This is a genomic window from Glaciihabitans tibetensis, assembly GCF_003003265.1.
Classification (GTDB): domain Bacteria; phylum Actinomycetota; class Actinomycetes; order Actinomycetales; family Microbacteriaceae; genus Glaciihabitans; species Glaciihabitans tibetensis.
In genome coordinates this window covers 116,766-141,345 of record NZ_PVTL01000003.1, presented here as the reverse complement: position 1 = coordinate 141,345, position 24,580 = coordinate 116,766, and the positions used below count along the sequence as shown (strand labels likewise).

The window sequence follows — 24,580 nt, the reverse complement described above, 5'->3', positions numbered from 1 at the left end:
TCAGCTTCGCTTCAATCCGACCTTGAGCACACCGAGGAACATACCACCCATGACCGTCTGTGCACCGAGCATCATCATGAGAGCCGCGGGGGTCGCTGCGCGGAACGCTGCGCTGGCGTCAAGCGCCCCGAACCCGATGGAAGCCCACTCGACCAGTTGGGTACCCGCGATCAACACCCCCACGAGGAACATTCCGATCCCCACGAGCGCGGCGCTCTCCAGGCTGATGCGCTTTTCGAGCCGGTCGAAGTTGCGACTGCGGGGAATGCGGAATCCCTCGTGCTGGGCGTAGATCTTCGTGAGGATCGCGAACAGCACCGCCTGGTAGCCAACGACCGTCAGTGCGGCGAGGTACAGCTGGCTGAGTTCGGAGAACCCCGCACCTCCGATAGTAACCGGGCCAAACGCGAGCGCCAGAGTTCCCACCAAACCGAGGAAAAACGCGGACGCGCCGGGAATGAGGAACAACCACCGCGGGCTGAAAATCAACAGGAAGCGCAGGTGACGCCAGCCGTCTCGCCAGCTGCGGAGGTGTGGCGGGCGGGAACGTCCGTCTTTCTTGAGCGTCGTGGGAACTTCGCTGACCCGACGACCACCCAGGGTGGACTTCACCACCATCTCACTGGCGAACTCCATGCCGGTTGTCTGCAGATGCAACTCCTGGATGATGCGGCGGTTGAAGCCGCGCAGCCCGCAGTGAAAATCCTTGATCGGCGAATGAAACAGGAACCGCCCGATGGTCGACAGCACAGGGTTGCCGAGGTACTTGTGCAGGGGCGGCATAGCGCCCGGCTCGATACCGCCGAGAAACCGGTTACCCATCACCAGGTCGTCGCCGGCGCGAAGCCGCTCCACAAACCCGTCGAGTTCCGAAAAGTCGTAGCTGTCGTCGGCGTCGCCCATAATGACGTACTCGCCGAGGGCAGAGTCGATCCCGCCGATCAGGGCGCTGCCGTAGCCCTTCTCCGCGACGTCCACGACACGGGCGCCGAGATCGGTGGCGATGCGCTGCGACCCGTCGGTGCTTCCGTTGTCGGCAATCAGCACCTCGCCAGCTATACCGGAACGCTCGAGGTAGCCGAGAGCCTTGGTGATGCACGTGGCAAGCGTTTCCGCTTCGTTGAGGCAGGGCATCAGGATGGTGAGCTCCACCACTACGACGGTTGACATAGGGCGAATAGTCCTCACTTCGGCGCTCCTGCGCGTACGCATCCTATCGCCACCCATAGGGTTGACTAGTGCAGGGGCATACCCCCCAATAGCGGGCGAGAGAGGCCTCAGTGACAGCGTCGGTGGACGGGGTGGTGGCGGTGTACGGCGATCGGGCCGGCGAAAAGGTGAGTAATGCGTCGTTCGCGTAGCGGCGCGGCCCGGTTCGCCCCCGCGATTATGTCCCTCATCGCGATCCTCGGCGGCGTCTCTCTTGCAGTCATCCCCGCCGCCACCCTCGCGATCGCGGCGCGCGTCTTCTCGACAGTTGAACAGGGCTCAGTCGCGGTCGCAATCACCGCTGCGACCTTCATCGGTCAGGTGGTTTTTGCCGTCGTGGTCGAGTCTCGGCTGAGTTCAGCACTCACGGATCGGCGCGTTACGTTTCCGCTGTGGCTCGCCTCCGCGGGGCTGGCGGCTGCGCTGGCCGTCTGCGTCTTCCCGACCAACGCCACCGTGCTCTGCCTCGCGCTTCCCGTGATGGTCGCCGCGCTCGAAGTTGGGCGCGGGGTATCAGTGGCGGAACGGCTCGACAGGCGCGAGATCGCCGCAGCCGCGCTGGTTGGGCTCGGAGCGCTGGGCGGAGTGCTCGCAGCGCTCGCCAACCAGACCTGGGGTTTCACTTCCCTGGCCGGGGGTATTGCTCTAGCAACCATCGTGCGATGCCTGCCCGTGGCACACCGGGCGAGTAAGCCGCACCTTCCGACCATGGGATGGGTTGTCGCCGATGTCTCGATAACGGGAGTGATCTACCCGTTGATCAACACGATGATTCTCGCCCTGCTTGGGCCGCTCGCGGCCGTGCTGTTCACCGCGATCTCGACGGTCTCCGGGCTGCTGGCGATCCCACTGAACTTTATGCGACTGAGACTGCTCAAGGATCACTCGCCGCTGGACATTGCCGTCTCCGCCGGCTCCCTCGTGGTCGCCACCGCCGCAATCGCCGTCGCCGAGTTCACGGGAGTGCTTGGTCTCGTCTTCGGCGACGCGTGGACCGTCGGAGTCACGGTGATTCCGCTCGCGGTCGCCTGTCTATGGCGCGCCGCATCGCTGGCGGCGACCATTCCGTTTGCATCACTGCGTCGCAACGGGCACGTGCAAGTGGTCACGCTGTTGCGCGCCACCGCTGCCATCCTTACGTTCGGACTCGCATTTGGCGGTGTCGCCACCGGCGATATTCTGGGGGTTTTCATCGCGCTGCTGCTCGGGGAGTTCGTCCAAGCAGCGCTATACGAAACCGCGCGCCGCAGACTGGCCGCCCGGCCATCCCCCGGCGCATCATCGGAGGCAGGAGCATGACCCGGATTCTCGTCGACCTGTTGTTTTACACGGGCACCAAGGGCGGGATGGAGTCGTATGTTCGCCGCATCTACTCCGAAATGCGAGCGTTCATCCCCGGCGCGGAATTCGTCGGCCTCGCCTCGACGGAACTGACGGCGCTCGGAGCTCCCTGGTTTCCGGGCGAGTTGATCAACTCGGGCGTCAGCGGGGAAAACCGCATGAGCTGGGCCTGGGGTGAGCTGACCGCGGTGGGCCGGGCGGCCGAACGTATCGGCGCAGACGTCGTCCACTGTCCGGCAAACCTCGGGCCGCGCCGCTCCACCGTTCCCGTAGTCGTAACCACCCACGACATGTTGCCATTTCGCCACCCGGAGTACGTTCCCGGGCCCTACGCGCCGGTACTGCGCGTACTCATGAAGACGGTGGCCCGCCGGGCGGCGAGGATCGTCACCATCAGTGCTGCCTCCGCGGCCGACATCGCGCGATACGTGCCGACCGCTGCGAACAGGATCGACGTGGTACCCCTCGCGGGGTCGGGTGGCCGCCCCGCCGCACACTTGCCGGGTGCGCACTCGAACGTGCTTCTCGCGCTCGGCAACCGGCTCCCCCACAAGAACTTTGACGGGCTGCTCCGCGCGATCGCGCTCATCCCGACGGCGGAACGGCCGCACCTGGTCGTCACGGGCAGCCACAGCGACGACCCTTTGACCACGCTCGTCGACGAACTCGGGCTTGCGGATTCGGTCACGCTGAAGGGCTGGGTCGATGACGCCGAACTCGAGGCTCTCTACTCCTCGGCAGCCGCCGCGCTGGTTCCGTCGTTCTTCGAGGGGTTTGGACTGCCCGTGCTCGACGCCATGTGCCGCGATCTGCCGGTGCTCTGCTCTGACATCGCGCCATTGCGTGAGGTTGCGGGGGATGCTGCGCTGTATTTCGATCCGCGCAGCCCCCAGTCGATGGCCGATGCGATCACCCGCGCCCTCGGCAACCGCGCGCTGCTGGCGTCTCTCCGCGTCGCGGGGCGTGAGCGGGCAGCCCAGTTCTCCTGGACCCGCACCGCCGAACTCACCGCGCAGTCCCTGCTGCGCGCCGTCAGATGAGGCGGATCGGTTAGTCCCCGAGTGCCGCGCGGTGGCGAGCCAAGATCTCGTCGACGGAAACGGCGAGCGAGCGCGAGACGCGCTCCCGCGCAAACCATGCGGCGGTACTCCCCCGCAGCGCCTCGCCGCCGTCCAGCGCCCGCGCCACGGCCCGGGCGAGTTCGGCGGGTTCCACCGAGGCCGCGACAAAGCCGTTGACGCCCTCCACGATCAGGTCGACGGCCGCGTTATCCTCGCCGGCGACCACGATACTCGGGGTGCCATACGCGGCCGCTTCCGCCACGACGAGGCCAAACCCCTCTCGCGCGGAGGGATTCACCAGCACTGCGGCGGAGCTCGTCAGTTCGGCGAGGCGTTCGTCGCTCACGCGCCCGACCAAGTGAACCGAGTCGCCGACACCCGCCCGCCGCACGGCCGCCTCCAAGCGTGCAGTCTCCGGGCCGGACCCGGCAACCACGAGCGTGACGTCGGGTCTGCTGCGGTGCAGTTCGGCCAGCGCGGCCGGAAGCGTGTCGATGCGTTTGTCCGCTATGTGCCTGCCGACGAAGAGCAGAAACGGGGCGAGGCCGCCGGCGGCGACATCCCCCTGATCTGATTCTTCTGGAATGACCGCAGCTCTGGCGACGCGGTCTGGCGTCTCACCCGACGGAGACGGAGACATCGCGGCTGCCGGAGCGGGATCTACCAGATCCACGAGCCCGAGCACCACCGGTGCGGCCCCGCGGCGGTGGCGCTGCAGCCGCCGAGCGGTGAAGGTGCTGTTGACGGTGTGGAGGTCGCCGACGCGGGCGCCGGCCACCTGCAGCAGGAAGGCGAGGGAGCCGGTGAGGGCACCGGAGTACGACCGCCATTTGCGAAGAGTCCACACTTCGAGCCAGTCGACCACGAGAAAGCTGCGACTGCCGCGGAGTGCGAGAGCCGCCGCGAGAACGGTGAGCACCGGAAGGGCGCTGGCCACCACGATGTCGTATTCCCCGCGGTAAGCGCGCAGGTGCCGGTATACCCCGCGGGCGAAGTACAGCGCTGAGCTGGTCGTGCGTGCGCCCGACTCGTCGTAGATGTCGCCGTTCCACACCGGCACCACAGTGAATCCCGGGGTGGGCACGTCTCCGAGGTCACGGGTGAGGTAGTCCACCACGATGTGTCGCTGGACGAATTCTTCAGCGATCCTGCGATAGACCCGCTCTCCGCCGCCGGTCGTGGCGGGGAACAGGCAGTCAAAGATGATCGCGGCGCGCGGTTCAGCCATGGGTGGTGACGAGGGAGGCGGTGGCGCCCGGCGGATTTTCCGTCTGGACGTCGTCCTTTCGCGCGGTCAGACGGCCTGGGTCTGAACTTTCATGTGATTGCGAAACCGGGTCGACCGGGTCAACCCGCGCGGCGAGCACCGCCTGCCGAAGCATCCACGCCGCGAAGGCGATCCAGACGACCACCATCAGCCCGACCAGCACGGGCCACGTCAGCGGCGGCTGCCACTGGGGCTCACTGATCATTCGGGCCATCGGCATGCTGTTTCCCACCACGTAGCGGCGGAGCGTAAGGACGAAGGCGACGATGCCAAAGACGGCCAGCAGAGCTCCCACCACGACGGTCATCCGCACAGACAGAAAGTGAAGTCTTCTTCCGGCCTGTGACGACAGCAGCATCCCGGGGACAAGCGCGATGGCGATGTAGAGAAACAGCGCATAGCGGCCCTGCCAGATGATGCCGGTCTGACCCACCGAGTAGGCCTGCACGAGGGCGGGCACGAATATCGCGAGGCAAATAAGAAGTGCCATGACCAGAAAGCCCCGGCGGGTCGTCCCCACCGCCGCGATGATGACTAGGAGGGCGAACGCGACGAAGAATGCGACGTGCGCCTGCGACGGTAGGGGCGCGTCGAACCACCCAAAGTATCCTGCAGACTGCTCAATGAACTCGGGCGTTCGCCGCATCATCAGCATGAAGCCGCTGAAGAAGCTTGCCCCCACCAGTGGGGCATCCGTCGGGAGCGCCTGCTTCGACAGGCTCCCGCCCGACAGCGTCCAGATCACGGAGAACAACCCGGCGACGGCAACGGCGCCGATACCCCAGTAGCTCCGGACCGTGCTAAAAATCCCCTTGACGCTCTGCCATCCGGAGATGATCAGGCAGCTCAGGATGATGACGACCACCCAGAGGGGACCGAGGGCACGAACGTTCGCAACCAGGGTCGCAGAAACCGCGACCACGGCCCAGAGATAGGTGCGAGACAGCAGGACTTCGTCGGGGCGCCGCCAGGTCTCCAGTAGACGCAAAAGCGCTACCCACAGGGCAGCAGCGGCAGCGACCTCCAACCCCTGAGGGTTCACCGCACCGGTGAAGTACACGATCATTGGGCTGGCGAGGAATAGGAGAGCAACCGGCATCCACCGTGCCCGAGTTGCCGCCAAAGCTGCCTGCGCCGCCAAGGCCAAGAAGATGGAACCGACCAAGGCGCTCGCGATTCGCATCGCGTAGACGCTCGCATTCCCGTCGAAGATCAAACTCGGCCATCCGACGAGATAGTAGTAGACGGGGTTGTACGCACCGACCCAGGTATTGAACCACGTTGTGCCTTCATCGCCCAGTTCGACACCGCAGTTGGCGGGGGTCTCCGAATGGAACGCGAAACACAGGATCGAGGGGTTGTACTCGTACCCCTCTGGCAGTTCCACAACAATGTGGCGGATTCCGAGAACTTCGTTGCCGATAACCTGACCGCGCAGCTGAGCAATCGCTTTGGTGGCGTGAGCATTTTCGTCAGGCACGGAGAAGACAGGTCCGGCCAACGCCCACAGGGTCGAGAGGAGCGAGAAAAATATCAACGCTGCCCAGAATATCGAGCCAGAACGTCGCAGTGCCCTGTCGCTGGAGCTTCCTTGGACGGCACGCATGATTCCAGACTCTACTAGGAGAATGTGCCTCAGTTTTTGCCCACCCCAGGGGGGACGTTGCCCACCTCCGCGCGGAGACCCTGTGGAAATAGCCGAGAATAGATATATGACCCTCTGTGCATCTCTCCTGACCCACGCGGCGCTGGGATGAGCGGCAGGTTCGCCCGTCTGGTGCAGCAGCTCAGCAAGTATTTCGGTGTCGCTCTCGTCGGACTCATTGTCGACTTCGGCATTCTCACCCTCGTGACCTCCGGTCTGGGCGCCCACTATCTGGTTGGTTCTACCTCGGGTTTTGTCTGTGGACTCCTCGTTACCTATTTCCTGAGCGAGAGATACGTCTTCAGCTCGCCAAAAATTACGTCGCCATGGATTCGATTTGGCGCCTTTGCCCTCATTGGGCTCGTCGGTTTGCTGATTCTGAACCTGCTGATGTGGGGGCTCACCACTGGCCTCGGGCTGTTCTACTTGTTTTCCAAGGTTCTGGCCACGGTAGTGGTGTACCTGTTCAACTTCTTTTCACGTCGTGCACTGTACGGGGCCGCAGACCCGGATGCCGCAGGGGCGTCGACCGCCCGTTAGGCAATCTGGGCGACGGGGTAGTGCCTGCGCGCGAGGGCGACGGCATCTCGCACGCGCCGCGAGGCTTCTCCGGGTGCACCCGAGCGCATCTCGATCGAGAGGGTCCCCGTGTAGCCGGTGTCTGTGAGGGCCGCGGCGGCGAGCGAATGATCGACCACCTGCTCTTCCAGCTCGCCGAGCTGGGGAGCGCTCACGTGAAAATGAGTGAGCATCGAAGCTGACGAGCTGATCGCGTCAGTCAGATTGTCGCCCGCCAGGGTCATCCCAGCCGCATCGAGGTGCAGCCGAAATCCGGGCGTGTCAACCATGGACACCAGTGCGAAACCTTCCGCCGCCGTGTTCACGAAGTTGCAGCCGTACACGGCAGGATTGGGCTCGATGCAGAAGATAGTGCCCGCATCCTCTGCGACTCGACCGAGGTCACGAAAAAAAGGAACGGCGATGTCCATCGCTTGGTGCGACGACATGGAACCCGGCACCACACGATTCTTGGGGGAACCGAATACCAGCGCCCGAACGCCCATCCGCCCGGCAAGGTTTACAAACGACGCCAACCGCTGAAATGTTTCACGGCGAAGGTCGCCGGAATCGAATACCTGAAGGTCGGGTCTCCCGAAAAGCATTGACTGAAACGCCACGATTGAGACGTTCCGGTCTCGCCAGAAGTCGATGTAGCCGTCGAGAGCGGCGCCGGAGACCTCGGTGGGATCAGGAAACACCTTCGTCGGAGCAATCTCCACCTGATGCACATCCAGTTCGCGGAGCAGATCGGCTACTTCCGTTTCCTCCTCAGGCGACCACGCAATGTTTGACACCGCGAGAGTATTCATCACGAGTCCCTCCGTTCCTTCTGAACAAATGCGCTGAGCTCCCGAAGGACATCGTCTCGGCCGTAGCTGTAGGGCCCTGTACCGCCGAGTACTTCCGCGAACTGGGTGTGAACGTCGTAAGAACCCGGCGTCACGCCCGTCGGTGCATTAAAAAATTCACGCCCGAAACAACGCGCGGCGATTTCCGATGTCAGCAGCGGAGCGGTGGTGATGTTCACCAGGGGAAGTTTTGCCTCCACTATCCGGTCCAGATCGTCGGACAGTCGCTCTAGGTTGTAGTACTGGAAGCTGCCAGCGTGGTGAATCTGATCGAGATTGTTGTCGTGCATGAGGTCGTAGATGACGTTCTTTTTGATCCCGGGCCCGAACAGTGCGGGCAACCTGACGATCGAAGTAGCGGCGTGGCGCAGCCTGGCAAATTGTTCGAGCTGCAGCCTGTGCAATCCATACGGGTGCAAGCTGTCCGTGTGGGGCAGAGTGCTCTCATCTACGGATCTGGGGTCGGAATACACATCGACGGTCGAGATGATGACGAGCTCGTCGGTGGTGAACGAGGACAAAACTGCTTCCAGCTGTTCGATGTGGGCCAAATCCGCCGCGGGTTCTTTGTTCGCCCGCCATTTCTCAGCTTTGGCAGCGGAGAAGACTACCCGGGAGAAATGTTGACCGCGCAGCTCGTCGGTATTGGTCGACCGTACGAGCAGATCGAAGTTCCTAGACCGGAGGAGATTGCCGCCTACGAAACCGGAATACCCCACGAGCGCGGTCCGACCAACTTCACTCATCACTTTTCGTCCTTCTCGGGTCGAAGCCGATATCGTCCGAGTGCGGCAGAGAACAGAATCCGCAAGATCCTGGCGTTCCCCCGCACGGGGCTGATTTTCGTTGGCGTCTTCACGCCCTTCGGGTATTCGCGCGTGACCGGTGTTTCGACGGTCTTGAACCGTGCATCTCGGCTGCTTTCGATGGCGAGATGGTAATGCAGTTCGTAGGTCGAGAAGACATCACGAAAGACCGCTACCGTCGGGTCTGCGAGGAGCCGAGCACTGTATCCGCGGAAGCCATTGGTCGTGTCCGTGTGCACACGGCGTGACGCCAGTGAAATGAGCGGCGCGTGAAGCACCTTCAAACCGATGTGGCGACTAAGCGGCGTGTTGATTGCGCGTCCACCCGGAATAAATCGTGAGCCTTGTACGTGGTCGAAGCCCGCCGCGAGCAGACGCCGGAATTCCGGGATGGCCGAGACATCGTCTTTACCATTGCCGTCGATTACGATCACCCCGAGATAACCGCGGTCGACTGCCCAAGAGAACGCCATCCGCATTTGGGCGCTGAGCTTCCCGGCACCGGTCTTGACCAGAAGCGAATTCACCCCCGCCTGCCGCAGGAAATCATGCGAGAGAGAGCCATCGGTGCTGCCCCCGTCCGCCACGATCACATCTACGTCGCTGTGCAGGTCCCGCATGCGGATCAGTTGCTGGCGGACCTTGTCGCCCTCGTTGAGGACGAAGACAACCACACAGTAGTCGTTCGCGCGGGCCGCAAACTCGACAGTCGTGTGCGCGGGAACTTGCCACCCGTCGGAAGAACGCAGCGGTGCGCTGCCGTCAGCTGAGGACATTGCGGCGCTCCAGGTCGGCAAGGCGGGTCTCGCTCTCGATCTCCTCGGCTACAAAGTAGCTCGGCTCCTGGCGGGACTCCGCTAGCGTGCGCCCCACGTATTCAGATTGCACAGCGAGAATTATGCAGATGATGAAGAACATTGCCGACAGTTGAAGTGATGTGGTAGTCCAGCCCTCCGCTACATCCGAGTAGATTGCCCCGACAATGAGCACGTAAATGGCGTACATAAGGTTGAGCAATCCCGCCGCGACGCCGATCGCGGTCACGATGCGCAATGGGTGCGTGGAATAGCTACTCACCATCTCCACGGCTTCGCGGGCGCCCGCCCGAACCGTCCTCTTTCGTGAGGACGCCATGTCTGGCTCATAGGAGAACCCTTCGATGGGAAACCCCACGTGTTGGATGAGGTGGCGAAGGTAGCGGTGATTGCGTGAAGTCGAGGTGAGCGAATTCACCGCCCGGCGGCTGACTCCGGTCAGGTACGTCGCCTGCGGAGAGATCTCAACGCCGAGCGAGCGTCTGTTGTATGCGTAGAAGAGCTTTCTTCCCAACCGTCCGATCACGGTCCCACCCAAACTCACGGTGCTGATCCCCTGGACAATGTCGGCACCTGAGCGCACTCTCGAGACCAGCTCCGGGATCAACTCGATCCGGTCGAAACCCGGGGTGAACACGACGACAACATCACCGATGGCGGAGTCAAGTCCCGCGAAGATAGCGGTGTCCTGCTCGAAACCCCGCGAAAGCCGAAGTATCCGCACGCATGGCACCGATGTCAACGCAGCGCGCAACTCAACCAGCTGATCTGCCGATACGCCGTTGTCGACGAGGAGCAGCTCGTAGTTGGTGTACTTGCCGTCCAGGAGGTGCTGTACCTCCCGAACAAAGCTCGTATTGTCGAAGGGCAAGCCATCCAACACCGCTACTACCGAGACGAAGACATCGGCAAGACGGTCTTTCTGCGAATTATTGTCGGCCATAGGCGACACTCAACTCCTGTAGTACGTCGTAGATATTGTCCAGTTTGCTCCCCATGATGCACGTGTAGTTCGTAATCCCGTGATCACGCAAGAAAAGAATGGGGCGGCTGTCGTCAGAATCGCTTCTGGTTAGTACCGTTTTGACCTCCCAGAGCGAATCCACGTGCTCAAGTCGCTTGAGGCGCGGCATAAACCGTGTCACATCCGCACGCATATTCCCAAACTGGGATTCCTGCGACGAGGCCTTGAGAATGTCTTCCGGGTCATGCGGCCGGCCTTCGCCGTCTCGCCATCGACGATGCGGCGTGTAGCGAACATGCGACAGGGTGTGAAGCCCACGACTCGGGAATGGCATCATCGAGAAGAACGGTCCGTCCATGACGGTCACCGCCACGTGTTTCAGGTCCGCGGGCATCTCCACCAGCGCCATCTCAGTGATTTCGTGTTGGAGGGGCACTTCAGGGAGTCCCGATCTCCGGTGGAGCACATTGATCCCGGAGTAAGTGGCGCTGATCACGGCATCGGCTTCGAGCAGCCCTCGGGATGTCTCGACGGCGACACGTTCGTCGTCCATCCCTGTGACGGTAAGCACCTCGGTCGACGTTGAGATCTCAATCGCCGCAACCTCGGCAATTCGAGCCATCAGGAGGTCGCGAAGGATCCGTGCGTCGAACGCAGGCTCGCGCACGCGAAAAACAGCTTCGACCATGTCGGTATCGAATGAGTGCGACCGGGCGTCGAGCACCCGTTCGGTTGGAGACCCGATCCGCTGGGCGAATAGCTCGAATTGACGAGCGTTTACCTTTGAGAGCCGCTTCGCGATTGCGTACAGGTGTACAAAATCGTCGACCATTGCCTCGGCGAATTCATCCGCGAAGGTCGGCAACTGCAGGTGCGAGCGATAACCGGTCAGAATGCTGCGCGGGTAGTGGTAGCCGTTGTGCACCCGCGCTTGATTGTTCAAGCTGGCACGCTCCATGACGGAAGGCTCGCGTTCGACTACCGTCACGCGGTCGAACCCCAGCGACTCCAGGTGGAGGGCAATCCGAAGCCCATAGAACCCGGCTCCGATCACTACAGCATTTCGAGACGTTGACATAGGGCGCTTCTACTTCGTCAAAATGACGGCATCGCCAACTTGCACCCGTTCGGGATAGTTGGCGAGCACCCACTCATCGATTTCGGGAATCCGGTCCCAGATGGGAATGCCGTCGCTGTTCGCATAGCTGGAACCCGTTGAGTACACAACCAGCTCTGGCGGGTTGGCTTTCAAGTCCGTCAACGCTTCTTCTGTCCACGGGCGCGGATCAACGAACCACGAGACATAGAACCGAGTTGGGTTCTCCCGCTGGCTGAAGTAGTACAGGGATGGCTCAGGCTCCATCACCCAGATCGGGTCGTCAACCTCGCTATTGGCCTGGACATACTCAACCACTGCTCGGTGACTCTCATCCAGCCATGCGTCATCGGGTTGGAGGGGAAAATTCTTCACCGTGCGGGCAGACGCTTGCAGAGCGGTGGTATCGATCGCGAGCCTGGCGACATCGACAGCACCCGCCGGTACGACGGCGAGCAAACCGATAATGGCGGCCGTCCATGCCCGACCCCAGTCCTCAGTCCGAACCCGCTCGATCACCAGTTGCAGCGTGTACGCGGCCGCGAGAAAGATCGGAGGGCCCGCGAGGTACAGGTGACCGTCGTCAGGTCGGCCCACGGAGAATCGCACGTTGATGATGGCGGCCGCCCACAAGACGACGGCGAGTCCCAACCGAACGTCGATTGCACGGTCGCTTCGCCATGATCGGGTGACGAGATCTCCCAGCAGCACGGTCAGAACAGCAAGCACAAGGATAGGGACCCACACGTTGAACCGGTCGTTGGTGATGCCAGACAATGGGAAATCCCAGGTCAGGCCCTGGTAGCGAGGTATCTCCAGGAACGTCGACTGGAGAAAAGAGAGGTAGGCGTTGGGTCGCAGCGCCAGGAAAAGGATGAGCTGAACGATCAGCACTCCGGCGGTAATCGCAAGTCCCGGCAGAAGAACGGTCCACCGACGGGGAAGCCGGAACGCGATATTGCCTGAATCGGACACCGAGGCGAATACGAGCGCGATAGAGATTCCCGCCGCCAGCAACCCGAGCATAGCCCCGACGTCGATTGAGTAGGCCAGTGCGAGGGAGGCCACAACACCGGATCCAGCGAGAAGGATCAGCCGTCGCCCGACAGACACGGTTTTCTCCACTGCTAGCCACAGCAGAACCACAAAGGCGCTGTAGAACAAGCTTTTCGTGTACGTGATGTCGGCGAGGGTGGTCATCGAGAACCAGGCAAGGACGAGCAGGGCGCCGGTCTGCGACCGGACGATCGTGGCAACCGCTGCGAGGAATCCGAAGACCGCAAGGGAACGGAGCAACACACTGATGAGCAGATATGCGCCGGCGTTGGGCTCTCCCCCACCGAACAACACAAAACCCACGATCGGTTTCAGCAGATCTTCGCCGCCCCCGTGCAAAACAAAGGCGTCGACGAAGGGCTCCGCTCCCTCGAATACCGCGCGTGCCGGCGCGAGCTGTTCACCGAAGTGGAAGAAGTCAAAGGAGTTCGCTGCGGCGGGTGCGATAAGTCTGGAGGCCACAACAACCACGGATGTGATGCAGACGGCGGCCACACGAAGCGCCCACGGCCTCCACCGCCCGAGGAAGACGAGAGCGGGATACACCAGCGCTGTGACGACCAGGAAGGTTATGACCTGCAGGAAATTGTTTTCCGGGTTCCACCCGTAGGCCCCGTTATAGACGTTTGATATGTCGAGGGGGTTTTCTGCCCTGGTTTGCACCGATGTGCTGACCGCATATCCAACAATGCCGGCGAACAACAGTGTGACTGCAGACCGCGCAGCGGCGGAAATTCGATCACCGCGTGCGTGACTACTTCCGTCTGCGTGAACAGATGACACAAACCACCCCTACATGTCTTTATTGGGAGAGAACAGCAATAGGCTCCCCGACTGCAACCCCATGGAGGCGCACAGCTGAATCTTAACTCACTTTGCCGACCCGACCTTGCGGCTACCTCTTCCGCAGACGCGACCGGATCTTCCTGACAACAGTCTTCGGCCCGCCATTCTGCAGGTAAAACTTCACCAATCCGAGATCATGGCGCCAACCGCTTCGTTTGATCCGTTGCCGTGGACGCCCACGTCTCGGTGCATCAGACCGAGAGCCGACTGCCCGGTCCGCGGCCGAATGCGGCGAAGCGACGAAGGTTACGAGGGGCTCGAGAACATTGTCCCAGCGGTACTGCTCCCGCACTCGGGCGATGTTCTCGCGAGACTGCCGGATGAAATCTTCGTCGAACAGGATCTTCTCGAGCGCGGCGGTCAGGCCGGCCACGTTGCCGGCCTCCACCGCGATGCCAAGCGACTCCCGTGCAACCAGCTCCGCGAAATGGTCGCCCTCCGTGATCACCATCGGCAGTCCTGCCCAGAGGTAGTCCAGGATGCGAGTGCGGAATGAGAATGTCGTCTCGATATGCGAGAAATGGGTGCTGACCCCGGCGTCGGCTTCCATAAGGTAGTTTTCGCGCTCGGAATAGTCGACCCACGAATCATTGAAAAACACCGAGTTATCCAGCGTTCCCAGCTCGCGCGCGAGTGCTCGCGAATCGGCGACGATCTGCATCTCGGGTACCCCGGGGTGGGGGTGCTTGGTCCCCTGGAAGAACAGCTTCACCTCGGGCCTGCGCTCGGCCAACTCCGCCACTGCGCGAATGAGGGTCTTCGGATCGAACCAGTTATAGAGACCTCCCGACCACAGAAGCACCTTGTCATCCGCTCCGATGCCCGGCCGGACTCCCTTGAGCACAGCCTTCTTGTGCGCCGGGGCCGTGGCGTCGAATCCGAACGGTACGACGCTGATGAGGTCAGTGAGGTCGGGATCCGCAGCGTAGTTCGCCGGGTTGATTCGTCCGAGGGCAGCAAGCTGGCCGAGGTAAAAGTGGCGCTGGCGTTCGGAGGCACACAGGAAGAAATCGCCACGGGCCAACTGTTCGTTGAGTACACCGGTGGCGTCACTCACCTGCTTCTCCCATACCGCTGCGGGAAGCTCTCTCGCCTGCTCGAGCTGCTCGAGGTGCATCGGATCGTAGATATCCACGACGAGAATCTTCTTGGTTGTGCGCAAGACCTCGAACACGCTCATCGCATGGCCCTGGAAGATAATGACGTCGGCATCGCGTTCGAACGGCGCGAATGCCCGGTCGTCGCCGGGCCGGACGTGGACAACGTCGAAAGGAGCGGACACACTCTCCACACCCGTGAGTGACAGAAGCGTTACCGAGCTTTCCGACGCCAGCGCCTGCGCCATGTTCCAGGCCCTAATGGCCGGCCCCGCCATCTTTTTGCCGATTGGGTCGCCCGTGATGATGAGGACGCGCGTCGCGGCCGGGGCTTCGATCACGTCGAATGCCGAGACGATGTTCTCATAGCCCGCGAGGTAGCTCTCGTCCTGGAACGCGGGCATGTCAGTCAACCCGAACAAACGCCACAGGCGGGCATCTGAGACAGTGCGGCTCGACTGAATCTCATCTCTTGACGCCCGGAGGCTGGGGAGGTGCTCCACGAACTGGTCTATCCCGAACACTCCCGTCAGCGCCGCTTTCGCGATCTGCAGGGACTCCTCCCCGTCCCCTCCGGGCTTGCGCAGGTCAAAGGAAGTTGAATCTACGGCTCCCTTTGCCATTCCGCGCCTCACCGCTAGGGCCATTGCCGCGGGCAACGCATCATTCAGGGTGTCAGGCTCAAGGTTTTTGTAGAGGGTGAACAGCGCGTTCCGCTCGAGCAGATAGCTCTCCTTGAACTCGCCGAATGACGTCATCGACGCGTGATGCTTGTGAAAGGCGAGCGAACCCGCCTCGTAGACGTACCGCCACCCCCGGAGGTTCAAGCGCCACCCGAAGTCGACATCCTCGAAGAACATGAAATACCGTTCATCAAACCCGCCGAGTTCTGCAAAGACCTCGCGGCGCACGAACATTGCAGCTCCGGTCCCGAAGAGCACATCGCCGGGCTCCGGCATGCCTGGCTCGAGTTTTTCTGCAGTGAAGGGTTTGTATCCCATACCGAACCAGGTCAGGGCTGAACCGATGTAGTCGACGTTGACGCCGTCCCAGTCCAACACCTTGCTCGCTACGGCGCCCACTCGCGGCGACTCGGCGAATCGGTCAATTGCCGCCGAGATCCATGCCTTGTCGGGTCGGGCGTCGTTGTTCAGGAAAGCAACGAACTCGCCGGATGACTTAGCGACGCCGAGGTTGCACCCGCCCGCGAACCCGAGGTTCTCCTTCGATTGAACGAAAACAATGTCGGGAGCGGCAGCGTTGATGCGTTGCGCGCTGTCGTCTCCTGATGCATTCTCCACGACGACGATCTCCAGCCTCTCCGCAGGCCAATCGAGGGCGCGGAGCTGCTCTATCGCTCCAATCGTGTCTGTCGCGCCGCGGAAATTCACAAGGATGACCGAGACGACACCGGGACGAAGCTGAGGCATTGGGGCCTTTCACGGATTGATAGGAAGGCCCGAGTTTATCAAGTGGATGGAAGCCGATCCTCGAGCGAAGACCGCGGAGCCGCGCGTCGGAGAGTGTTCTTTGGCAAGCGATGTGCTTTTGAACTCGCCGTGTTCTGGGCAATCGCGACAAATCAACGTAGTCTGATCGCATCCGGGGAAGACCTTGCTGCGGCATTCCAGGTTCTTCTGGGGGGAGAAGTACTAGAAACTGTAGCGCGCTGTCGCGCGTGGCGGTCCATGCCGGAGGTCACCATGATTCGCAGTTTGGTTAGAGCGCGGTTTCTCGCAATAACAATGGTTCTCGCACTCGCTGCGGGTGTCGGGGTTACGCAAACGATTGCGGCCGAGCCCGCGTCTGCGGCAGAGGCCAGTGCGTTCAACCCGGGGAACATCATCTCGGACGCCAAGTTTCACGACTCGGCTGCCATGACATCGCAACAAATACAGTCGTTTCTCGAGATTCGGGTTCCCACGTGCGCCCCCGGCGGCAACTGCCTGAAGAATTACCGACAGGACACCTGGACACGGTCGGCGGATGCCCAGTGCCGCGCCTACACCGGAGCTACGCAGGAACGCGCGTCCACGATCATCTCTCGGGTCGCAACTGCATGCGGAATCAATCCGCAGGTACTCCTCGTGCTACTCCAGAAGGAACAGACGCTCGTCACGAGCACGGCGCCTGATGCCTCGAAGTACATCAAAGCCACCGGGTATGCATGCCCGGACACCGCTCCGTGCGACGCCCAATTCTCCGGCTTCTACAACCAGGTCTATAAGGCAGCGTGGCAGTACCGCTACTACGAGAACCACGCCTCGTCGTATCGGTACAAGGCGAACACCGTTGTCAACATTCAGTACAACCCCAACCCGGGGTGCGGCACCCAGCCTGTCTATATCGAAAACCAGGCGACGGCCAACCTGTACATCTACACGCCCTATGTTCCTAACCGCTCCGCCTTGGCTAACCTCTACGGTTCCGGCGACTCGTGCGGCGCCTATGGCAACCGGAATTTCTGGCGAATGTTCAGCGACTGGTTTGGCTCGCCCACCGGTCCGAAGTCGACCCATGGCGCGCTTGACCTCGCCGTCGGTGTCGGCGGGGGTGTCCAGGTTCGGGGGTGGGCTGTTGACCCCTACTCGAAGGATTCGACGTACCTGTGGGTCGAGGTCGACGGCGTGGGCACCTCGATCAGGGCAGACGATCCGCTCAATTGGATCGAAGGCATTTATCCCGGTTACGGTACTAAGCACGGGTACGACGACATAGTGCGGGCCTCCGCCGGACAGCATCGGGTGTGTGTCTATCAAACGAATGGAACGGCAATTGGCTGCTCCACCGTTGCGGTGCCGTCTTCCTCCCGCGGTGTCGGAAACGTCGACACCGCAACCGCCGTTCAGGGCGGCGTGAGACTCACAGGCTGGTCACTCGACAAGACGACTTCAGCGCCCCAGTACATCTGGGTCAACGTCGACGGTCAGGGCGGTGCATACAAGGTGGATGTCGACCTCCCATGGACCGGGGGCGCATACCCCGGCACCGGCAGTCGCCACGGCTTCGACGTGACCGTGAAGGCGTCACCGGGCGCGCACCTCGTATGTGTGTCCGGTTCCGAGGCCCTCCTGGGCTGCAAGACAGTCACCGTTCCCACCAATGAAGCGGGCAGTTTTGAGTCTGCTGTCGGCGTTCTGGGCGGCGTTCAGATCACGGGGTGGAGCCTCGACCAAAGCACATCGGCGTCAACGTACGTCTGGGCGACAGCCGGGGCGACAGGGAAGCCCTTCATCGCGAACGTACCTTCCCAGGCCGCCGCATCGGCATACCCTAATGTGAAAGGACCCCACGGGTTCAGCGGGTTTATTCCTACTGCCCCCGGAGAACAAAAGGTCTGCGTCAACGGCACTTCGGAAGGGCGATCGTACGGCTGTAAGACCGTCGTCGTGCCTAATACCGAAACGGGCCATCTTGACACGGCCACCGGTGTGCTCGGCGGAGTAAATGTCTCCGGATGGGCGCTCGACCAGACCAAATCCACGATGAGTTACGTCTGGTTTTCCATCGATGGCGAGGGCGGGGCACCCCTGAAGGCGAACCTCCCCCTGACCTGGATCGAGGGGCTCTACCCCGGTGCCGGGCCCAATCACGGATTCTCCGGATTCATCCCCACAACCCCGGGCACCCACGAGATCTGCGCCACCGCGACCAAAGAAGGCCAACCCCTCGGATGCATCACCACAACCGTGCCGTATACCGAAACAGGCCATCTTGACACGGCCACCGGTGTGCTCGGCGGAGTAAATGTCTCCGGATGGGCGCTCGACCAGACCAAATCCACGATGAGTTACGTCTGGTTTTCCATCGATGGCGAGGGCGGGGCACCCCTGAAGGCGAACCTCCCCCTGACCTGGATCGAGGGGCTCTACCCCGGTGCCGGGCCCAATCACGGATTCTCCGGATTCATCCCCACAACCCCGGGCACCCACGAGATCTGCGCCACCGCGACCAAAGAAGGAGCGCCGCTCGGCTGCATCACCGCAACCGTGCCCGATCGCTACCCGAACAGCGTCGATTCAGTGACCGGAGTGGCCGGAGGAGTCCGGATCACCGGGTGGGCGGCCCAACGGGACTCAACCGCGACGCTTTACCTGTGGGTTGACATCGACGGTGTTGGCACTGCGGTCGCCGCCAATCGCGCGCTGCCCTGGATCAACGCCTATCTGCCCGGCGTCGGCGACAATCACGGCATCGACACCACCATCCCCACCCCCTCTGGTACTCACCAGGTTTGCATGATGCTGACCGCCGACGGAAGGAGCCTGGGCTGCCGCACTGTGACGGTGCCCTAACCCGCTACGCGAGTCCGGTAGCATCAGAGCCGAACGAGTCACGATCACGATCGTGACCACCAACGTGAGGTAGGACGCGGACTTGGCATCAGCACAACCGGGCGCCGTTGAGCGTGAGTTGCGGGAAGCGCGCATCGAAATCGCCCGGCTTCGGGTGCTGGCCGCTCGGGCCGACGAACGTCTGCGCGAGACAGAATTACTCCTGGCTGCCGAAAAGGCGCAGAATAATCGGTATATCGCTCAGATCGTTGCCCTGCGGAACACTCTGTCGTGGAAAATTACGTTGCCCATCCGGACGCTGCGACGCGGACACCTCCTCATCACGAGGCGTTAGCCGTATGTCTCGACCTAAGACCGTCTTGACGAGCACTGAGCAGCACGTGCGAGTGGAGGGATCTTCCACCCTGGCTGCTTCAGATCGTTACGCCGTCATCGCGAGCTATGGCGCCGTTCCCACGGTTTCGACGTCGCTGGAGAGTATGGTTCAGCGGCTCGAAGAATGCGGATACACGGTGATTGTGTCGCGCGCTTCCGACAATCCTGCGCCGCTGCAGTGGTCGGAAGATTTCACTGGATCTGCCCTCGTGCTGCGCAAGCCGAATATTGGGTACGATTTCGGTTCCTGGGCGGTGGCGCTTAAGCGCTTTCCACAGGTAAGACGAGCACCCTATGTGCTCCTTGTCAACGACAGCCTGGTGGGGCCGTTCGGAAGCCTGCAGACGATGGTCGATGACTTCGAGCAAGCCGGTGCAGATGTGTGGGCTGCAACAAACACAACACAGTTCTTCCCCCACATCCAAAGCTTTTTCATGGGCTTTCGAGCAGGCGCGCTCGACCTGAAGGGCTTGCGTGACTTCTGGTTCAGCCTGCGTGTGGAAACAGACAAGCAGGCCATCATCCACGCTTATGAGCTGGGACTCAGCAGGCTTCTCTTCGGAGAGGCCTTTACTATGACCGCGTGCTTCAAGTCAGAGAGAGTGGTGGACACGGGTCTGAATCCGTCTGTCGTAGGCTGGAAAAGACTGCTCGATCTCGGCTTCCCGTTTGTCAAGCGCGAACTAATCACCAACCCCTCGCTCGCTCCAGACGGGCACCTCATCGTTGAAGACATTCACACCAGGTTCGGCGTCGACCCGAGAACCTGGATCTAACCGCTTAGGAATTTTGCAGAAATATGAGAAGAGTTACCGTAGCGGGAGCAAAGCGACGAGTTGGTCGACAGTTCACCAAAGTGGCGAAGACACTGGGAGCACTTCCCGCTCCCGTCACACCAGAGTCGTTTCCTGCGGGGTTCCATAACTGGGTCCAGCGCAAAACCACGCGTCTGAAGTCCGACTTCCCCGCCCAATGGCGCGCGCAGATTGTGCCGGACGCCGCGGCGCGCCCGGCGGTTGCCGTTGTGATGCACGTCTACTACCTCGATCTGGTGGACGAGATACTCGAGGCGCTGGCTCTCATGCCGGTCGACTTCGACCTCATCGTTACCAACGCCTCCGGCATCCCCCTCGATCTCGCAACGGACTCGCTCCCGAACCTGTCGAGCGTGCGGGTATTCGACATACAGAACCACGGCAGGGACATCCTCCCTCTGGTGTCGCTGGTCAACGCCGACTTGCTCAATCCGTATGATCTGATACTCAAGGTGCACACCAAACGAAGCCACTGGCGAGAGGACCACCCCGACCTGGCGGGTTCCGGCGAAGCATGGCGCGGCGACTTCCTGACCGCGTTGCTGGGGAGCACCCAGAACATCCAGCAGATCATCGGTGCGTTCGCAACCGACCCGACACTCGGTGTGCTCACAGCGGATGGCAATGTGCTTGGCCAGGAGTTCTGGGGCGGTGACCACGCCATCGTCAGTGATCTTCTTCGGCGAGTGCAGCTGCCTCCGGTGCACGAGCAGCTGCGGTTCGCGTCCGGCTCGATGTACTGGGCTCGCGGCTTCGTGTTGCAAGGCCTGCGCGCACTTGACCTGTCCCCCGAGGATTTCGAGGCGGAGCATGGTCAGGTGGATGGCACCTGCGCGCACGCAGTCGAGCGAATTATTGGGATTCTTACGGACGAAGCAGGTTACGATACTCGCGAGATGTCCGCCGCGACCCTCGAGACGATTGACACTGATGCCTGGCACCGCTTCGACGCCAGCTGGGTGAAGTTCCCTCGTGCTCGCGTTCTCCCGTTCTACCTGCCGCAGTTCCATCGCTTCCCGGAAAACGATTCCTGGTGGGGCAAGGGCTTTACCGAATGGTCGAATGTAGCTGCGGGTGTGCCGGTATATAAAGGCCACAACCAGCCGCTGCTACCTGCCGATCTGGGCTTCTACGATCTCACCCAGGACAGCGTCCGGGAGCAGCAGCGCGAGCTCGCTTCTGAGTCGGGCATCGAGGGCTTTATGTACTACTACTACTGGTTCGCCGGCAAGAAGCTGATGAACCTTCCGATCGAAGCTCTCGCGGCAAGTCAGTCTGAAACGCCATTCTGCATCATGTGGGCCAATGAGAATTTCACCCGGCGTTGGGACGGCGGCGAAAAGAACATCCTCATCGGTCAGGACTACGAGCATGTTCCCGCAACCCAGTTCATTCACGACGTGATGCCGCTTCTGACCGACGCCCGATACATTCGCATCGATGGCAAGCCCGTATTAGCCGTGTACCGGATCACCCAGATACCGAACTACGCCGAGGTGCTTGAATACTGGAAGCAAGCCGCACTGGATGCGGGTCTGGAAGGCCTCCACCTCGTTACGGTTGATGTCGGTGCGACCATGCAAGGTGTTGAGGGAACTCCCGCCGACTTCGGCTTTGATGCGAGCCTCGGGTTCGCCCCGCACAACATGAAATGGTCTTCACAAGATCGTGGCGGGCTTGAGATGGACCCGCGCTTCGAAGGCAACATCATGAACTACGGAGTGATGGCCGAGCACGCAGAAAACGACCTCCTCGACCCCGTGCCGACGTGGAAGTACCCCGGGGTGATGGTCAACTTCGACAACACGGCGCGGCGCCAGTGGATGCCCGATATCTGGTACGGATCGAACCCGTACACTTTCCGCCGGTGGCTGGACGCGAGTCTTTCGGCGGTGGCCGACCGGGATTTCGACAGGCGCGTAGTATTTATCAACGCGTGGAACGAGTGGGCCGAAAGTGCCGTACTCGAGCCGTCGCAGCGTTATGGTCACACCTATTTGCTCGCAGTCCGCGATGCCCTCTACCGTTGAGCGCCGCTTTCGGAACCGCACAGGAAAGGCTCTCTACACTGTGACTACAAAATCACCTGCCGCCGCGCATTCACCGGAAACTGACGAGAAGGCGCGGTACGAGGAACTGGCGACCGGCGTCCGAGGTGACGGACCGCGCGGCACGGTGGTGTTCGTGGTCTCCACTTCAGACCTCACTGAGGGCAAGGGTGATCTGTATGTCGCCATGGGACTGGGCAAGTATCTGAATCGACTGGGCTGGGGTGTGCAGACGTGGCCAATGGGGTCATGGGGACAAGAGCTCCCCGAGCGAACAAGCGTGGTCATCACGATGGTCGACGCCTTCATTCCTGGGTTCGTTCCGCCCGGCGCAGTGCGCATTGCGTGGGTTCGGAACTGGACGGATAATTGGGCAGCACTCCCCTACCTCCGCAGTTTCGATGAAATCTGGACATCCTCCACGCCCTCCCGCGAAGTACTCCAGAAGAACTTCGACGGGACGATTCGGATCGTGCCCATCGCCGGTGACCACGAGTTGTTTTATCCGGCAGAGACCGCCTCGGACCTGGCAATCGTGACCACCGCGAATGGGTGGGGCTCCGATCGCGAACTGAGTTCCGCCGTTGATGCCCTTGCCCCGGGACGGAACGTCGACTGGTACGGATCAGTCTCCGCGGCGACATCCCCCCGGAACGTCCGGCACCATGGACCCGAGGACTACTTCACGCTGTCCTCGATATACAACCGTGCCCAACTTGTGCTTGACGACTTAATCCCAGCGGCGAAAGCGTACGGAAATCACAACAGTCGGTTGTTTGAATCTTTGCTCTCCGGTGCTTTGACGTTGGTCAACACCGCAGATGGGTTGGAGGAACTCGGGCTCGCCGACGTTCCCGTTTACTCCCACGCTGACGAGCTGGAGCCGTTGGTCGAGTCTCTCCTTGCAGACGACACCCGCCGACAGGAACTCGCCGCACGGCTGCGAGCGGTGGTGCTGGAACGTCACACGTTCGAGGTACGCGCGAACGAGCTCAGTCCCGCGCTCGAGGCACTCGTCGAGCAACACCGCACACGATCCGAGCGAGACCCAATTCTGGAGTGGTCCGCGGGTGAGCGCGCGCTCTTGATCGGCACGCAGGTCCAGCGCGATACAGAGACCAGGCGCGCCGACGGCCTCACCCGCGAACTTGCGCTGAGCCAGCGCGAGCTTGCGCTCAGTCGGCGCGAACTGGTCGCGCTGCGTCAGGAACTTTCTAAATCAGAAGCGCGTATTGTCGAGCGCGACGAACGCATCACGGAAATACTCTCCACGACGAGCTTCCAAATTGCCGTGGGCATCCAGAAGCTTGCGAGCGCACCCCGGAGCCTGCGCAACCGACTCAAGGGATAGAGTCCTTTTTCTGCTGCTCGATGTCGGGCTGAGCGCGGCCTCCTCAATACCCCGACCTATAATCGTCTTGGCCTTGTACCGGAATGAAGTGATATCGATGACTGAGCGCGAACGTCTACAAATGCTCGCCGAGCAACCCATGACGGTGACAACGTCATACTCGAACACGCTGGAGAGTACCCGAGCATCGCTCGCGCACATTTTCCAGCAGCGCGAAATGCTGGCGCTCCTCGTCAGACGTGACATCAAAGCGCGATACAAGGACAGTGCGCTTGGTCTCGTGTGGGCGTTGATCAGGCCGTTGACGCAGCTGATGATCTACTACATAGTCATCGGAAAGTTTCTGGGAGCAGAACGCGGTATCCCCGACTTCGCGATCTACGTCTTCACAGGCCTCACCGCCTACGGACTCTTCCAGGAGATTGTTGGCGGAGGAACCGCGTCTATCGTAGGAAACAGCGGGCTGATCAAAAAGATTTACCTGCCTCGCGAAGTTTTCCCTCTGGCCAGCGTCGGTTCCGCATTGTTCAACTTCTGCATCCAGCTCGGCATCCTCTTGATCGCCACCATAGTCGTGGGCAGCGTCCCTTGGTCGCTCGATCTTTTCTACTTCATCCCGTCGGTGATTATCCTCGTCGTGTTCGGAACCGCCTTCGGTCTGTTGCTTGGTGCCGCGAACGTTTACCTGCGCGATATCCAGTACCTGGTAGAGGTCGGGCTTCTTCTTATGCTCTGGGCGTCTCCCATCGTCTACTCGTGGGAGATGGTCCGCGGCATCGTCGGCCACGGCCTCCTGCTGACTATCTACACCGACAACCCCATCACCCTCGCGGTACTCGGGTTCCAACGTGCTTTCTGGACCGCAGGCCACGACACCGTTGCATACCCCGAATTTCTTTTGGTCCGTATGTGCATTGCAATCGTCGTCGGCGTCATCATGCTGTTCGCTTTCCAGCGCGTGTTCGCCAAGCTGCAGGGCAACTTCGCGCAACAGCTCTAGCGCTCGACCTATTTTCCGAGAATGCACCAAGGAGTTCGTATTTTGCGCAAGGCAACTGAGGATGTAGTCCGTCCGGAGATCGTG

At 61.5% G+C, this 24,580-nt stretch carries 19 protein-coding genes; 9 read left to right on the top strand and 10 right to left on the bottom strand.

From position 1 onward, the window contains the following. Entirely contained in the window at window positions 1-1,170 is a 1,170-nt protein-coding gene (locus B0I08_RS06585; RefSeq protein WP_106211066.1) for a glycosyltransferase family 2 protein, read from the bottom strand. 174 nt (window positions 1,171-1,344) lie between these two features. On the opposite strand from B0I08_RS06585, the gene B0I08_RS17725 reads away from it, so the two are divergent. Together B0I08_RS17725 and B0I08_RS06575 are read left to right on the top strand one after the other, a co-directional pair. Further along, window positions 1,345-2,508 (top strand): hypothetical protein, encoded by a 1,164-nt coding sequence (locus B0I08_RS17725; RefSeq protein ID WP_181243290.1) that lies wholly within the window; start codon window positions 1,345-1,347, stop codon window positions 2,506-2,508. Next, window positions 2,505-3,590 (top strand): glycosyltransferase family 4 protein, encoded by a 1,086-nt coding sequence (locus tag B0I08_RS06575; protein ID WP_181243288.1) that lies wholly within the window; start codon window positions 2,505-2,507, stop codon window positions 3,588-3,590. Before B0I08_RS17725 ends, B0I08_RS06575 begins: the two co-directional genes overlap by 4 nt. A 10-nt stretch (window positions 3,591-3,600) precedes the next feature. Here B0I08_RS06575 and B0I08_RS06570 read toward each other — a convergent pair whose 3' ends face one another. Beyond that, complete coding sequence (locus B0I08_RS06570) at window positions 3,601-4,839, bottom strand: glycosyltransferase family 4 protein (protein WP_106211060.1); 1,239 nt, start codon at window positions 4,837-4,839, stop codon at window positions 3,601-3,603. Continuing rightward, window positions 4,832-6,484: a DUF2142 domain-containing protein gene (locus B0I08_RS06565; protein WP_106211058.1), complete on the bottom strand. Its 1,653-nt coding sequence runs from the start codon at window positions 6,482-6,484 to the stop codon at window positions 4,832-4,834. Before B0I08_RS06565 ends, B0I08_RS06570 begins: the two co-directional genes overlap by 8 nt. Window positions 6,485-6,631: 147 nt before the next feature. On the opposite strand from B0I08_RS06565, the gene B0I08_RS06560 reads away from it, so the two are divergent. After that, the gene (locus B0I08_RS06560; protein WP_106211056.1) at window positions 6,632-7,063 is read left to right on the top strand and encodes a GtrA family protein; all 432 of its coding nucleotides are present in this window, start codon (window positions 6,632-6,634) and stop codon (window positions 7,061-7,063) included. Here B0I08_RS06560 and B0I08_RS06555 read toward each other — a convergent pair. The 7 genes from B0I08_RS06555 to B0I08_RS06525 form a co-directional block, all read right to left on the bottom strand. Then, on the bottom strand, window positions 7,060-7,878 hold the full coding sequence (locus B0I08_RS06555; RefSeq protein ID WP_181243286.1) for a sugar phosphate isomerase/epimerase family protein: 819 nt from the start codon (window positions 7,876-7,878) through the stop codon (window positions 7,060-7,062). The genes B0I08_RS06560 and B0I08_RS06555 overlap by 4 nt on opposite strands. Before the next feature lie 14 nt (window positions 7,879-7,892). Next, window positions 7,893-8,651 (bottom strand): NAD-dependent epimerase/dehydratase family protein, encoded by a 759-nt coding sequence (locus B0I08_RS06550; RefSeq protein ID WP_146134337.1) that lies wholly within the window; start codon window positions 8,649-8,651, stop codon window positions 7,893-7,895. 26 nt (window positions 8,652-8,677) lie between these two features. Further along, complete coding sequence (locus B0I08_RS06545) at window positions 8,678-9,514, bottom strand: glycosyltransferase family 2 protein (RefSeq protein ID WP_219905623.1); 837 nt, start codon at window positions 9,512-9,514, stop codon at window positions 8,678-8,680. Continuing rightward, window positions 9,501-10,496, bottom strand: coding sequence for a glycosyltransferase (locus B0I08_RS06540; RefSeq protein ID WP_106211050.1), 996 nt, complete (start codon window positions 10,494-10,496; stop codon window positions 9,501-9,503). Before B0I08_RS06540 ends, B0I08_RS06545 begins: the two co-directional genes overlap by 14 nt. Further along, window positions 10,483-11,571 (bottom strand): FAD-dependent oxidoreductase, encoded by a 1,089-nt coding sequence (locus B0I08_RS06535; RefSeq protein WP_219905622.1) that lies wholly within the window; start codon window positions 11,569-11,571, stop codon window positions 10,483-10,485. Before B0I08_RS06535 ends, B0I08_RS06540 begins: the two co-directional genes overlap by 14 nt. Window positions 11,572-11,604: 33 nt before the next feature. Next, window positions 11,605-13,452: a hypothetical protein gene (locus B0I08_RS06530; protein WP_146134336.1), complete on the bottom strand. Its 1,848-nt coding sequence runs from the start codon at window positions 13,450-13,452 to the stop codon at window positions 11,605-11,607. A gap of 112 nt (window positions 13,453-13,564) precedes the next feature. Further along, window positions 13,565-16,042, bottom strand: a complete 2,478-nt coding sequence (locus B0I08_RS06525; RefSeq protein WP_106211044.1) for a glycosyltransferase — start codon at window positions 16,040-16,042, stop codon at window positions 13,565-13,567. 315 nt (window positions 16,043-16,357) lie between these two features. Between B0I08_RS06525 and B0I08_RS06520 the strand changes: the two genes are divergently transcribed. From B0I08_RS06520 to B0I08_RS06495, 6 genes are all read left to right on the top strand, one after another. Beyond that, entirely contained in the window at window positions 16,358-18,907 is a 2,550-nt protein-coding gene (locus B0I08_RS06520) for a hypothetical protein (RefSeq protein ID WP_181243284.1), read from the top strand. 82 nt (window positions 18,908-18,989) lie between these two features. Further along, a complete protein-coding gene (locus B0I08_RS06515; protein ID WP_146134335.1) occupies window positions 18,990-19,241 on the top strand; it encodes a hypothetical protein in 252 nt (83 codons plus the stop codon). Between the two features lie 52 nt (window positions 19,242-19,293). Continuing rightward, window positions 19,294-20,058 carry a rhamnan synthesis F family protein gene (locus B0I08_RS06510; RefSeq protein ID WP_181243282.1) on the top strand — a complete coding sequence of 255 codons (765 nt, stop codon included), beginning with the start codon at window positions 19,294-19,296 and terminating at the stop codon, window positions 20,056-20,058. Between the two features lie 80 nt (window positions 20,059-20,138). Continuing rightward, window positions 20,139-22,127, top strand: coding sequence for a glycoside hydrolase family 99-like domain-containing protein (locus tag B0I08_RS06505; RefSeq protein WP_245884636.1), 1,989 nt, complete (start codon window positions 20,139-20,141; stop codon window positions 22,125-22,127). Between the two features lie 40 nt (window positions 22,128-22,167). Then, window positions 22,168-23,496 (top strand): glycosyltransferase family protein, encoded by a 1,329-nt coding sequence (locus B0I08_RS06500; RefSeq protein ID WP_181243280.1) that lies wholly within the window; start codon window positions 22,168-22,170, stop codon window positions 23,494-23,496. A 97-nt stretch (window positions 23,497-23,593) separates the two neighbouring features. Beyond that, window positions 23,594-24,496: an ABC transporter permease gene (locus B0I08_RS06495; RefSeq protein ID WP_106211035.1), complete on the top strand. Its 903-nt coding sequence runs from the start codon at window positions 23,594-23,596 to the stop codon at window positions 24,494-24,496. Window positions 24,497-24,580 lie beyond the last annotated feature (84 nt).

Coding starts and splice junctions, on each gene's coding strand:
- B0I08_RS06495 (WP_106211035.1), top strand. CDS start 23,594: ATGACTGAGCGCGAACGTCTACAAATGCTCGCCGAGCAACCCATGACG.
- B0I08_RS06565 (WP_106211058.1), bottom strand. CDS start 6,484: ATGCGTGCCGTCCAAGGAAGCTCCAGCGACAGGGCACTGCGACGTTCT.
- B0I08_RS06560 (WP_106211056.1), top strand. CDS start 6,632: ATGAGCGGCAGGTTCGCCCGTCTGGTGCAGCAGCTCAGCAAGTATTTC.
- B0I08_RS06540 (WP_106211050.1), bottom strand. CDS start 10,496: ATGGCCGACAATAATTCGCAGAAAGACCGTCTTGCCGATGTCTTCGTC.
- B0I08_RS06585 (WP_106211066.1), bottom strand. CDS start 1,170: ATGTCAACCGTCGTAGTGGTGGAGCTCACCATCCTGATGCCCTGCCTC.
- B0I08_RS17725 (WP_181243290.1), top strand. CDS start 1,345: ATGCGTCGTTCGCGTAGCGGCGCGGCCCGGTTCGCCCCCGCGATTATG.
- B0I08_RS06575 (WP_181243288.1), top strand. CDS start 2,505: ATGACCCGGATTCTCGTCGACCTGTTGTTTTACACGGGCACCAAGGGC.
- B0I08_RS06520 (WP_181243284.1), top strand. CDS start 16,358: ATGGTTCTCGCACTCGCTGCGGGTGTCGGGGTTACGCAAACGATTGCG.
- B0I08_RS06570 (WP_106211060.1), bottom strand. CDS start 4,839: ATGGCTGAACCGCGCGCCGCGATCATCTTTGACTGCCTGTTCCCCGCC.
- B0I08_RS06545 (WP_219905623.1), bottom strand. CDS start 9,514: ATGTCCTCAGCTGACGGCAGCGCACCGCTGCGTTCTTCCGACGGGTGG.
- B0I08_RS06525 (WP_106211044.1), bottom strand. CDS start 16,042: ATGCCTCAGCTTCGTCCCGGTGTCGTCTCGGTCATCCTTGTGAATTTC.